The organism is Halalkalibacter sp. HAAS-P013, from assembly GCF_056619925.1.
Genome location: NZ_JBWQTU010000012.1, coordinates 1 through 13,501 on the forward strand (window position 1 = coordinate 1; position 13,501 = coordinate 13,501).

Consider the following 13,501-nt stretch of genomic DNA (forward strand, 5'->3'; position numbering starts at 1 on the left):
TTCGCATTTAACCCAAGTGCAATCACTAAACTAATAATATTTACGAGAACGGTTGAGACAATAGCAAACTTAAAGGTAAATATGTAAGCATCCATGGCTCTTGAGTCCTGAAATACATTGATATAGTTTCTTAACCCAACAAAGTTCCAATCCCCATAACCTCGATAGTTCGTAAAACTATAGAACACCCCTTGGATGACCGGAAACGTATGAAAAGCAAAGAATATAATAAAAGCAGGAAGAATCATTAGTAGATAAGGATTCATTTTTTTCTTCATTGTTATCCTCTCCTTTTATGAGGAAAGGGGCTCTTGCTGCCCCTTTTTTTCATTATTGTCTCGCTTGTACTTTATCCCACTCATTGTCCATTGTTTGTAAGAAGTGATCAACATCTTTGTTGATTAAGAACTCTTGGATTAAGTTCTCTACTTGCATTCCTGGGAAGTAGTAATGATCAGCAAAGCTTGTGATCGTACCTTCTTCAAAGTGTACTTGTAAGTCAACAACCGTAGGGTCTTCTTGGAACACATTTTCTACAGCTGAGAATAACTTTTGCTCATCAATGTAGAATTGAACATTCTCTTCTTCTAATAAGAAACTCACAAACTTCATTGCTTCTTCAGGATGCTTAGCGTCTGATGAAATCGTAAGCAGTGTATCAACACCTGAAACGAGACGGTTTTCTTCAGCGTTGTTTGTTGCAGGAAGCGCAAAGGCACCGATTTCAATATCAGGGTTCGCATTTTCAATTTGACTAATTGCCCAAACACCCATCATGTACATCACTGATTCACCATTAGCAAAGGCTGTGTTCGCTTGATTGTAGTTTGTTCCAAATACATCGTTATCTGTATACTCCATCATTGTAAGCATTTTCTCTGCTACCTCTGGATAACGCTCTGCAAAAGTTGTCTCTTCCGCGTGTCGTTTTTCGAAAAAGTCATCGCCGTGTAAGTTTGACGCTAGTGCATTAAACGGTGGTAATGCCGTCCACGCTTCTCCATACGCTGAATAGAATGGTGTTTCGCCAGCTGCTTCAATTGTTTCCACAACTTCCATGTACTCATCCCATGTTGTAGGAATCTCTAAGCCTAATTCTTCAAACTTTGTTTTGTTGTAAAGGACTGTGTTTGCGTTTGCAGAATGTGGCAGCGCATTAGTTTGTCCGTTATCTGATAGTTGGTTAATCATATCAATATAAGCTGGAATGATACGGTCAACATGTTCATCATCAGTGAAGTCAACAAACGCTCCTCCACGCGCTAACTCACCATACACACTGTTTCCATTTGTAGCTACAATTTCAGGAACGTCCCCTTGTGATAAACGAGATAAAATAACTGTGTCTGATTCTGGAACATGGTTTTGTTCGATTTTAATTCCTGGGTTTTCTTCTTCAAATTTCTCAATTAACTTGTCATACGTACCAACAGCTTCTGATTTAAATTGGAAGAACTCTAAAGTGACAGTGCCGTCTGCAGCGCCACTTCCTCCCCCACTACCACAACCAGCTAATAACCCTACTGCTAACACTCCTGATAAAACTGTACCTAATAATTTTTTCATTTCTATTCCCCCTACATTTATTCAAAGTAATTACATATATCTACTCAGGTATAAGGTAATCTTCAAGCGAGCGCTTTCACTAATCACCTCCCTAAAATGGCATGTTTATGATTTTCCTCCACATGATTCCCTTACAATTAAATCGGTTGGAACAACTACTTTAAGAGGAATCTTCCTTCCCTCCATACGCTCTTGAAGTAAATTGACGGCCGTTATCCCCATCTGTTCTGTAAAAATTTTCACAGTCGAAAGCGGCGGGGTCACAAAATTAGACATCTCAATCCCATCAACACTAATAATGGCTACATCTTCAGGAATCCTTTTTCCTGCCTCATTTAACGCTCTCATGGCACCAATGGCCATTGGGTCACTACCAATAAAAAAGGCTGTCGGGATGTCCCCTTTTGCGATAATTTCTTTCATGACTTGATACCCTCTAGAGGTTCCCCATTGGTCGATGTAAAGATAATCCAGATTAAATAAGCCTTTTTCTTTCATAAATGCTTCATACACCTGTTTTCTAACATTCCATTCATCAACATCACTATCTTTATTAGGCTGCATTTCCGGGTCGTTGACTGGACCACCAATATAGCCAATCTTTTTATGACCTAGTTGAAACAAATGATTCATGACCTTATCTGACGCTTCTTTCAGGTCGCTTATTACAGAGTCATAACCTGGTGATTCACTATCCACAAAAACAATATTTTTGCTATGATTATATAGTGCCTCGATTTTATCAGTGTTTCGATAGCCGACAACGATTAACCCATCTAATTCTTCAAGCGACTGATCATCTGTCCGATTTTTCAAGCGAATAAATTTCGATATTTTCATATTTTTGCGGATACACTGCTCTTCTATCCCTTTTCGAATTGATACAAAATATGGATCGTCAAATTCATCTTCTTGGTTACATCCCATTAAAAGACCTATGTTTACGCTTTCTTTTTTACGCTGTGTTTGCATTCCATTTTTCTTTCTGGAACTATATTTCAATTCTTTTGCTATTTCTACAATCTTATTTCTAGTTTCTTCCATCACAGTAATCGTTTGATCGTTATTTAACACTCTAGAAACCGTTGATATCGAAACATTGGCTTTTTCAGCTATTTCTTTAATTGTAGCCATCACATCACCACTTTTTACTGGTAAAATTTTTGTTTGGTTTTACCGTTTTTTTCAGTTTATCAGAATGAAAGCGGTTTAACAATACTTTTTTTACTAGTTTTTTGTTATTCTTTACTGAATTTACATTGTTACATGCGGAAAACTAGCGATTTATTAGAAAGACACATATGACCCCAATAATAAAATAAGTAAAAACACCAAGTAAAAGTTTTACTTGGTGTAATTTATTACTATCTAGTTTTTTATATCTATTTCATGTTGGATAAATCCACTTTTTACAACAATCATTCTATAAAAACAAAATCCAACTGTTCCTAATGCCGACAGCATCCCCATCCATAAATATAGATTAGGGATCCCATTGTATTCAATTATAATGCCACCAGCTAAAGATCCAATCATTCCTCCAACTCCGAAAACAACGGTCAAAAAGAAAACGTGACCTGTTGCAAGTAAATTTTTCGGTAAAATTTTCGTGACGAATGGAAATGCACTCAAATAAAAAACACCAAAACTTGCACCATGTAAGACTTGCAAAATAATAACACTTTCTGGAGAAATAGCAAAAGCCATCAAGAACCATCTGATACTATAAAGGAAGGCACCTACAATCACAAAGGTCAGTTCACTAAAGCGGCGAAACCATAGCCACCCTAACATAAAAACTAGCGATTCTGACATAACCCCAATAAATATGGACCAACCAATTAAGGATTCATTTCCCCCTAGATCAACAATATAAAGTCCTATAAAATGATCGTTTGCTCGATGAGTAACAGTAACAAGCAACGCTATAGCTAAAAACCAAAATAATTTAGGCTCCATTCCTATCTTTATCGCATCAAGTAGAGAAGCTTTCTTATTCGATGTGTTAAAATCTATTAGTCTCATTGCCAAGATTAGTGTACATACCGTCATAATAAGAAAGGGATATAACAAGTTCTCTATACCAATAAAGTCTAGTATGTATCCAGACACCAAAGCTGTAATAGCAAAACCAAGTGACCCCCATACTCTAATTTTACCGAACGAAATCTTTTCTTTACTTGCTGTCTTTTGCGCAAGACTCTCCCCTAACGGATTAATCGCCGAGAAAAAGCAAAAGAGGATAAAAATCATAAAAGCAATTGTCTTAAATGATTGCACCTGGAAAACGATCACACTAAAACCGACAGATAACAATAAACAAACAACTACGATTCGTTTAATCGATCCAATTTTATCACTCATATAGCCCCAAAATGGTTGGGCAATAATTGATGCCAGTGAAGTAATTCCAAGAATCCATCCGATCTCCATACTATTCATCCCATTGTCCCGCAAATAAACAGGTAAATAGGTACCTAATATCGTGGCAGAAGAAAAACAGAAAAACAAGAAAGCCATTAAATAGACAGAGTTTGAGTTTGATTTCATAGGCACCTCCGCAGTATTTACTTATATGTACTAATCATTAACTATAAAAAACAAAAAAGATATTTTTAAAACTCTTAATTATATTACTCCTTACCTCATAATTACCAAAAAGAAAAAAAGAGCAACTCTAATTTTGCAAAAATATGATGATCTGACTCCCCGAAACGGTAAATACACTGCAGAAAAACTACTCTTAAAACAAAAATTCGAAAAAGAATTTTTATCTATAAAATGAAAAGAACCGCATGACCTATGCAGTCATGCGGTTCACGGTATGGTTTTGGTGGAGACGGTGGGACATGTTTTTCCAAGCTTTCGCATTGGCACTGACTATATCTTGAACTTGATCACCATCAAGTCCCTTGGCGTATTATGAAGCATATATATTTGCCAGATTCCTGACCAAATGCTCCATCCTAGTACTACCTAACTTAAATAGGCAGCCTATAAGTCGATACACGGCTGTTGGATTACTCCACATACCGCTCGATATTACCTTATCATCAAAAGATGACGTAGACTTCATCGATAAAGCCAAGTTATCACTCATGTGTCACCACACGAGGCGACTATTTCCATAATCGAACCCACGTCCAAGAATAACGACACTTACGCTTCTACGAGCGTAGTCACTGTATTAGCATTTCGCCAACACTTCGGCCCAATGACAGGCTTCCATGAGGCTAGTCTGATTGTTCTCTTCCTTCACCCTCAGACGGAGGGTAACCGGCGTAGCCCACTTAGAGTGAGTCCCAGATCCTACCACATGGGCGATGGAGGGTGGAACCGCAAAGCGCTATTAAGCTGCTAGTGCGAAGTTATTGTTTTCTTTGCCAGTTAATTGGCTTTGGCGTTTTAACGAGGCCGACCCCCTCGACTCGCCACGTAAGCACGACCTATCCCTGTCGAATCCAAAACGTCCCCAAGTTAAAATTAGTTGTGAGTTTTTCACTCGCAAACTAAGTGTTATAAAATCAATCGTCCAGAACAAAAAGTATTACTCTCGCTCTGGACACTTATTATTATAGCATACTGACTAATCGTTGCAACTGGTAATTAACTACCAACATAACCAATTGAGCCTTTAGCCTTTTATTCGATCCTTTAATGCACGCTCAACTTCACGCTTAGCATCCTTACGTTTCAATGTCTCACGCTTATCATAATTCTTTTTACCCTTTGCAAGACCGATTAAAACTTTGGCAAAGCCATTTTTAATATACACTTTTAGCGGTACAAGCGCATAGCCTTTTTGCTGCGTTAGTCCAATCAACGTATTGATTTGCTTCTTATGAAGGAGCAGCTTACGCGCACGGGTTGGCTCGTGGTTGTAACGATTCCCTTGTTCGTACTCACTAATATGCGCATTATGAAGATACATTTCTCCATTTGAAATACGCGCAAATGAATCTTTCAAATTCATCCGACCTGCTCGCATTGATTTAATTTCTGTTCCCTTTAAGACAATTCCTGCTTCATAGGTTTCTTCAATAAAATAATCATGACTGGCTCGTTTGTTTTGAGCAATTACATTACGATCTTTGTCTTTTACAGCCATCTCCTACACCCTTTTATTCATGCGACATTTATTTCTATGATAGCAAAAGAAATAGACGAAAGTCAAAGAGAGAACAGAAAAAGGTGGGGTTCCTTTTTCTGTTCTCTCTAGCAATGAGCGGAGCCGATGCCAAGGTTTTAAGCCTAAAGGAGCGTTTCTTCTCCTTTAGGCGCGCATCGCGTGGAGCCATTGCCTCTTCAACCTGAAAAAAGCGGGGTTCCTTTTTCCGTGCAATCTGCATGTTCGCATATTAAGACAAAAGTTCATCATTGAACCGCTAAAGAACCCTATAAAGCCTAGAGAGGAGTGGGGTTCTCCTCTCTAGGCGACTTGCACTTACCTACTTCCGGCGCTTCTTCCCTTTTTTCCTCTTCACACTAGGTGCATTTTCGTAAAATTTTTTCTTCTTACGTTTCCCACCAGCTTTATCGTCCTTCTTAGCTCCCTCTTTGCTACCGTTACGATCATCACCTGGGCCTCCGCGACCACCACGGCCTTTTCCACCACCGTTTCGACTGCCACCACGCCCTTCACGCTTGCCGCCGACAATGACTTTCGGGCGATCTCGTACTTCACGGCGTTCGCGCGGTTTCATACCAACGACTTCAAAGTCGATTGATGCTTCATCGACATTAACATTCGTTACCTTCACTTCTATTTCATCACCAATTCGGAACGTCTTCCCTGTTCGTTCACCGATCATCGCATATTGCTTTTGATCATAATGATAGTAGTCATCCGTTAAATAACTAACGTGAACGAGACCTTCAATTGTATTTTCAAGTTCCACGAACATCCCGAAATTCGTTACTCCACTAATCATCCCAGTGAACGTTTCCCCAATTTTATCTTCCATATATTGAGCTTTTTTGATGCTGTCTGTATCACGCTCTGCTTCAACTGCACGTCTTTCCATCTCAGAGGAGTGACGAGTTAACTCAGGTAAAACCGAATTCATATGCTCTTGCGTTGCTTCATCTACATTTCCTTTGATCAAGTACGTACGAATCAAACGGTGCACAAGCAGATCCGGGTAACGTCTAATCGGCGACGTAAAATGGGTGTAAAACTCTGTTGATAACCCGAAGTGCCCTAAACTGTTCGTGTCGTACTTCGCCTGCTGCATCGAACGCAGCATAACTGTACTAATAACCGTTTCTTCTGGCTCGCCTTTAATTTCCTCCAATAATTTTTGAAGCGCGCGCGGATGAACGGTATTCGCACTCCCGCGCACAACATAACCAAAATTCGTAATAAATTCTAGGAACTTGCCAAGCTTTTCAGCATCCGGATCCTCGTGAATTCGGTAAACGAAAGGAAGCTTCAACCAATGAAAATGCTCAGCAACCGTTTCGTTAGCTGCTAACATAAATTCTTCTATAAGTTTCTCTGCTACAGATCTAGTTCTAATAACAACATCTGTCGGCTTTCCTTCTTCATCCACAAGCACTTTTGCTTCTTTAAAGTCAAAATCAATCGCCCCACGCTCAAAACGTTTCTTACGTAAAATCGCTGCTAACTCTTCCATTTCCTCAAAAAACGGAACCAGCGACTCATAGTTCTTACGCGTTTCTTCATCTTTATCAACTAAAATTTTATTCACATCATAATACGTCATACGTTCTGTCGTTTTGATGACACTTTGGAAAATCTCATGCTTGACCACTTGCCCACTTGCATCAATTTCCATTTCACACGTAAGCGTTAATCGATCGACTTTTGGATTTAAACTACATATGCCATTGGAAAGTCTATGCGGGATCATCGGAATGACTCGATCTGTTAAGTAGACACTCGTCGCTCGCTCAGCCGCTTCTTGGTCAATCGGCGATCCTTCCCTCACATAATGAGTTACATCAGCAATCGAAACACCTAATAAGTAATTACCATTTTCCAACCGTTTCACATGAACAGCATCATCTAAGTCCTTCGCATCAGCTCCGTCAATCGTTACAATTGTTTCATCTCGAAGGTCACGGCGGTCCTTCAAATCATTCGGATCAATGCTGTCTGGCACGGAATTAGCATGCTCAAGGACTTCATCAGGAAACTCAATTGGGATCCCATGCTTGTAAATAATCGAAAGGATGTCCATACCCGGGTCATTTTTATGCCCAAGCACTTTAATGACTTTCCCTTCTGCACTCATTCGTCCTTCAGGATACTTTGTTATTTTAACGACAACTTTATGTCCATCCACAGCGCCTGCTGCTTGTTCTTGCGGAATAAAGATGTCATTAGCTACACGCTTATCATCAGCAATAACAAAGCCATAGGAGCCTTGATCTTGGTACGTACCGACTACATCCGTTGTCCCGCGCTCGACAATACGAACGACTTGGCCTTCAGGTCTTGACCCTGATGACTTTTGGTTTAACCGAACGAGGACAGTATCTCCGTTCATGGCGCTATTTAAATCTCCGCTTGTCACATATACGTCGTCCATTCCTGATTCTTCAGGAATAATAAAAGCAAAGCCTTTTGCATGGCCTTGAACACGTCCTCGGACTAAGTTCATTTTTTCTGGAATCCCGTAGCGGTCCGTTCTTGTTCGAACAACGAGCCCCCTATGCTCCAATTCATTTAATGCTTTTACTAACTCTTTAAATTCATCACTGCTTTCGATGTTAAACGATTCTTCAATTTCTTTTATAGAAAGAGGTTTCTCCGCTGATTCGCGAAAGTGCGACAACAGTTGTTGAATCAATTCTTCATTCAATGTTTTCTTCTCCTTTCGTTAACAGCTTCTTTCTATATTTGTCTAGACGGTCCAATCAAGTGACTCCAAAAATTGATACACATCATCATGAAGCTGTTCCTTTTCTTTATCTAATGTAATAACATGAGTTGAATCTTCGTACCATTTCAATGATTTCTGATCTGACTCAACATGGTCGTGAATAATGTTGGCACTCTCAATATCAATCATTTGATCATGCCTTGCTTGGACAACAAAAATAGGAGAATAAATATAATCAAGATGTTCTTTCACATCATTTATTAATCCTTGCAAGCCGTTTAAGGTTCCCATTGGTGAATCGGCGAATGCTACCATTTCCTCTTCAATTTGCTCTGGCGGTTTCTTCTCTAACTGCTTGTATTGTTTTGCATAAGCGAGAACACCCTTATAAATGGCATCTTCTGTTTTCGGCTTCATTGGTGCACACATTGGCACTATGCCCTTTATAGGTAGAGTGTACCCTATTTTTAATGAGAATACCCCTCCGAGTGACAACCCACAAACAGCAATTTCTTCATGGCCCTTGCTCTTTAGGAACTCATATCCTTCCACTACATCCTTCCACCAATCCTCTGGACCTGTATGTACTAATTCTTCAGGAGGTACGCCATGTCCTTTATATAATGGTGCATGACATGTATATCCGAGCTTTTGTAAATGCCTGCCAATCATTCTGACATCAGCTGTAGTGCCTGTAAAACCATGCAGCAGCAAAACAGCCCGGTCTCCTCCCTCAAACGTAAATGGCTTAGGTACAACCACTTTCATCTTCATCTTCCTCTCTACACAAAAATTCCTCAATCTTATTAATTAGTAACTCTTTTTCAAAGCCATGACAAATCAAATGCTTAGACTCAGGTAAAAACTTTAGCTCTTTTTGTTCAGAACCAATTGTTTCATAAAGGTAGGTCGCACTTTTCCGCGGGACTATTCCATCTTGTTCCCCTTGCAATATCAGCGTAGGGATCGATACTTTGTTAATATATGGCTTAATCTTTTTGACAACTTGCATAAATTGAAAGACAGCCGTCATCGGAGTATCCATAATTTTTTTCCTATATAATAAATAATGCTCATCTTGGTCAAGCTCACCAAGTACTCGAAGACGCACTTTGTCCTTTAGTTCTTGCAAAAGTTGCTGCGGATTTCCGTAGTACGCTGCTGCACTTAATAAAACAAGTTTTGACACTTCGTACTTAGCCGCAATATAACATGCCAACATCCCGCCCATCGAAAATCCAATAACGTACACTTTTTCACAACGACTTAACAATTCGCATGCGGCAACCTCCGCAGTAAACACCCACTGTTGGTACGTAACCTCACGTAAATTCCCTTTTGGACCGTGCCCTGGCAACGTTGGTGTATAGACAAGCCAACGCTTGTTCTCTAGAAAATATGTTGAAACCGGCTCTACTTCCCACGGTTCTCCAGTGAAGCCATGTAAACATAGACAGCCAATCATATTCTCTCACACCCTTCTTATCATTGCTGATCAAGAATTCGACGCTTTCTGTTGACATATATCCAGTAGAAGCTATTCTCCGTACTTATCCTATACCCTTATTCTATGTATTCCTAACCTCATTAATCCTTAAAGCAACCCTTTTTACGTTACGAAAAATAACAAAGAAGCAGCAGGCATCGCACCTACTGCTTGAACATTACAAGAAATATGCAACCGTAACGGTTAGGACAAAGAATAACACAGATAAAACGACAGTTGCTTTAATTAATACCGCATCAATCCCACGAGCTTTTTGCTTTCCAACAAGCTGTTCCGCTCCACCAGAAATCGCTCCTGAAAGACCTGCACTTCTTCCAGATTGTAATAAAACAACTGCAATCAAGCTAATTGATACGATAACGAGTAAAATTGTTGCTAACATTTGCACGATATCTACACCTCCAAGCACAGTTTGCGCTTATACTAATGTACCACAAAAATACGCTAAAGAACAATAGAAAGATGCAGCTACCAAAGGGGGGGTTCTCCTTTAGACGCACGGCGAGCGCAGCCATCGCAAACATGTTCGCACATATAATGCCAAAGGGGGGTTCCCTTTGGCAGCTGTATCGATCAGTGTTGCAAGCCTTTTGAAATTTCTCCAACGATATGACTAAATTCAGCGGTACTACGAAATGATTCATCTCGTTCATATGGAGGGACCTCATGCACATTAGTAATCCGTCCAGGCCTAGCACTCATAACAGCAATCTTAGTTGAAAGGAAGACGGATTCAAAGACGTTATGAGTAATAAATAAAACGGTCATCCCTGTCTTCTCCCAAATTTTAAGGAGCTCGTAATGTAAATTTTGTCTTGTCATTTCATCAAGTGCCCCAAAAGGCTCATCCATTAAAAGAAGCTTCGGTTTGGCAATGAGCGAGCGAGCAATGGAGACCCTCATCTGCATACCACCTGATAATTGTCTTGGCAGCGCCTTTTCATATCCCGCTAATCCAACCATCTCAAGAACTTCCTTTCCTCTCTCTTGGCGTTCTTTTTTTGATACACCTTTTAACTCTAATGGCAGAGCTACATTTTCCAGCACTGAATTCCATGGTAATAAAGTAGCATGCTGAAACACAAAACCTACTTCATTTCGATCCATCTTTGTTTCTTGGTGAGATGAAGAGACCATCTCGATTTTTCCTGATGTTGGCTCACTTAAGCCTGCTATAATTTTGAATATCGTTGATTTCCCACACCCTGATGGTCCAACGAACGAGACAAATTCCCCCTCAGGGATATCTAAATTCACTTCACTTAAAGCTATAATAGATTCGTTATAAATTTTACTAACATTGTTGATTCGAAGCATAGAGCCTTGTTCTATCGTTTTCTCTTTCATCTCCAAAGTTGTTGATTCCATGTTACCAAACCCCTCTCAAATAAACTCCGCATATATTCCTACTCTTGTTCCATTTCCGATTCGTGCCAAGACGCTAAGAACATTCTTGAGATGTAACTAACAAGTAAGAAGAAAGCAATCCCTAGTACCGCAGCAGATAGACCTAATGCAAAGAGATAAGGTGTTTGTAATCTAGATGCAGCAACGGTAATGGCATAACCTAGTCCACCAGCTCCACCACCGACACCAGCAATATATTCACCAACAATCGCCCCTACAACAGCTAACGTACATGAAATCTTAGCTCCTGCAATAATGTATGGAAGTGCTGCTGGGAAACGCAACTTCCACATCACTTGCCACTTAGTAGCATTGTAAAGGTAGAACAAATTTTTCATATTATGGTCTGTTGCATTTAGACCAATTAACGTATTTGATAACATTGGGAAAAATCCAATCGTAAAAGCAATGATGACAATCGCGTTCATTCCAGAGCCAAACCAAATGACAATAATCGGTGCGATCGCTACAACTGGAATCGTTTGTAAAATAATGGCATATGGGTAAAAACTTCTTTCAACAAGTTTGGAACTTGCCATTAAAACAGCCACCCCAATCCCACCTATCACACTTAAAAGAAAGCCTGAAACGGCACTAACAATCGTTGTCATTAATGCTGCTGATAGATTGCTCCAATTTTTCACAGCAGCATCAAAAATATCTGTTGGCTTTGGTAAAATATAGTGCGGCGTACCAATTAACGTCACCACTACTTGCCAGAAGACAATAAAAGAAATGAGGGCCACAACAGGAGGTAGAACTTTCTTAAGCAATTCACTACTTTTCTTATTCACTGCGTCTACTGTTGAATTATTTACAACAACTTGACCAGGTCTATTAACAGCTTCTCTAGACATGTGATGCACCACCTTTATTTGTGTTAGGAATACTTGAGCTGTTCCGGATATTGATGAATATCTCGTTAATATTGCTCGTCTTCATTCATACTCCTCCTTTGTATTTCAGTTATTTACACGTCTGCTCATATAGACAGGAAAATGAACCAACCTCCTTTCGCGTTTACGTAGTCTCAGTTACAATCCACAAAAACAAGTGCGTTTTTTAGATAATTCGAATATATGGTAAGAGTAATTTAAATAATTGGAATTTTGTTGTAAACCGTAAGATAACCTCGCAATGTTTTTTGCTGGCAGGTATTTACTTAGAGTTTCGAAACATCGTCTTTTTGTAACCATTGGCTAATGAAACAAGTACAGAAAACTTTTCAACTCCAATTTGTTATAAAATTTCCCATTCACGATAACTAAATTTCTAATTTAACGCAGAGCTAACCCATTTTTTATTTTAGAGCCCCTATGCGGATGAAAAATAATAAATAAGTCATTAAAGAAAGGATATTAGTAGATTAAAAAAACGAAATTTTAGCATAACAAAAACCGGCTCTTGAGCCGGTTTCTTTTATTCTTCCGTTAACAAAGCAATCGCTCGAATCGGTGAACCTGTACCATGACGAATTTTTAATGGCAGCCCTATATATAGAAACCTTTTATTAACAATTTCCCCTAAATTGCATAGATTTTCAGTATTAGTTATTTGGTATTCTTTGCATGCAAGATGTCCAGAAAATTTTTTGTCATTTGACTGGTCAATAGAAGGTGCATCGACTCCAATATTTTTTACACCTAATTCAGCTAGCCATCTCGCCGCTTGATAATGCAAGCCAGTATGGCGCGTAAACCAATCCTCCTTTCCATATGCGCGTTCGTAATGCCCTGTATAAAGAAGGACAATATCGCCCTCATCAATCGACTGTTCAGACCTTTTCAACGCGTCTTTTATATCACGTTTCATAATAAACTGTTCAGGAGAAATATGAGATACATCTAAACAAATAGCAGGACCGTAAAATGAATCTAAATCCATTTCGTCTATCGTCGGTCCTTCTGGGTCATATTCATAAATGGCATCGCTATGGGTAGGTACGTGCTCATTAATAATTAAGCTATTTGTAGCAAATTCAAACCCTAATTTCTGCTTCGTATCTTCATGAGATATATTGGGGAAAATGACAGTTTGTTGTTGAACTGGTCGAACTGGCATCCCTTGATAAATTTCCTGAGACAAGTCAATGAGTTTCGTCATTGGTGTTGATCTCTCCCTTGCACAAAAGTGAATGAATTTTGTTATCGAATCTTTTCTATTTTAAGAATAA

General features: G+C 39.3%; 12 protein-coding genes and 1 other RNA gene. All 13 read right to left on the minus strand.

All coding sequences use genetic code 11. From position 1 onward, the window contains the following. Positions 1-278: carbohydrate ABC transporter permease (locus tag AC1FXP_RS15815; protein WP_480062985.1), on the minus strand; the 278-nt coding region annotated here is incomplete at its 3' end. A gap of 52 nt (positions 279-330) precedes the next feature. Next, complete coding sequence (locus AC1FXP_RS15820; RefSeq protein ID WP_480062986.1) at positions 331-1,566, minus strand: ABC transporter substrate-binding protein; 1,236 nt, start codon at positions 1,564-1,566, stop codon at positions 331-333. Positions 1,567-1,671: 105 nt separating this feature from the next. Next, entirely contained in the window at positions 1,672-2,700 is a 1,029-nt protein-coding gene (locus AC1FXP_RS15825) for a LacI family DNA-binding transcriptional regulator (protein ID WP_480062987.1), read from the minus strand. Between the two features lie 234 nt (positions 2,701-2,934). After that, complete coding sequence (locus AC1FXP_RS15830; protein WP_480062988.1) at positions 2,935-4,116, minus strand: MFS transporter; 1,182 nt, start codon at positions 4,114-4,116, stop codon at positions 2,935-2,937. A 578-nt stretch (positions 4,117-4,694) separates the two neighbouring features. Beyond that, positions 4,695-5,032, minus strand: a transfer-messenger RNA (tmRNA) gene (gene ssrA / locus AC1FXP_RS15835). A 168-nt stretch (positions 5,033-5,200) separates the two neighbouring features. Then, on the minus strand, positions 5,201-5,674 hold the full coding sequence (gene smpB, locus AC1FXP_RS15840) for an SsrA-binding protein SmpB (RefSeq protein WP_480062989.1): 474 nt from the start codon (positions 5,672-5,674) through the stop codon (positions 5,201-5,203). 340 nt (positions 5,675-6,014) lie between these two features. Beyond that, positions 6,015-8,393 carry a ribonuclease R gene (gene rnr / locus AC1FXP_RS15845; protein WP_480062990.1) on the minus strand — a complete coding sequence of 793 codons (2,379 nt, stop codon included), beginning with the start codon at positions 8,391-8,393 and terminating at the stop codon, positions 6,015-6,017. A gap of 42 nt (positions 8,394-8,435) precedes the next feature. Then, entirely contained in the window at positions 8,436-9,182 is a 747-nt protein-coding gene (locus AC1FXP_RS15850) for an alpha/beta hydrolase (RefSeq protein ID WP_480062991.1), read from the minus strand. After that, the gene (locus AC1FXP_RS15855) at positions 9,163-9,879 is read right to left on the minus strand and encodes an alpha/beta hydrolase (RefSeq protein ID WP_480062992.1); all 717 of its coding nucleotides are present in this window, start codon (positions 9,877-9,879) and stop codon (positions 9,163-9,165) included. The genes AC1FXP_RS15850 and AC1FXP_RS15855 overlap by 20 nt, the downstream gene beginning before the upstream one ends. 199 nt (positions 9,880-10,078) lie before the next feature. Next, positions 10,079-10,303: a preprotein translocase subunit SecG gene (gene secG / locus AC1FXP_RS15860; RefSeq protein ID WP_480063181.1), complete on the minus strand. Its 225-nt coding sequence runs from the start codon at positions 10,301-10,303 to the stop codon at positions 10,079-10,081. Between the two features lie 191 nt (positions 10,304-10,494). After that, a complete protein-coding gene (locus AC1FXP_RS15865) occupies positions 10,495-11,289 on the minus strand; it encodes an ABC transporter ATP-binding protein (protein WP_480062993.1) in 795 nt (264 codons plus the stop codon). 38 nt (positions 11,290-11,327) lie between these two features. Then, positions 11,328-12,185 carry an ABC transporter permease gene (locus AC1FXP_RS15870; RefSeq protein ID WP_480062994.1) on the minus strand — a complete coding sequence of 286 codons (858 nt, stop codon included), beginning with the start codon at positions 12,183-12,185 and terminating at the stop codon, positions 11,328-11,330. A 562-nt stretch (positions 12,186-12,747) separates the two neighbouring features. After that, positions 12,748-13,431 (minus strand): cyclase family protein, encoded by a 684-nt coding sequence (locus tag AC1FXP_RS15875; RefSeq protein ID WP_480062995.1) that lies wholly within the window; start codon positions 13,429-13,431, stop codon positions 12,748-12,750. Between the last annotated feature and the right edge of the window lie 70 nt (positions 13,432-13,501).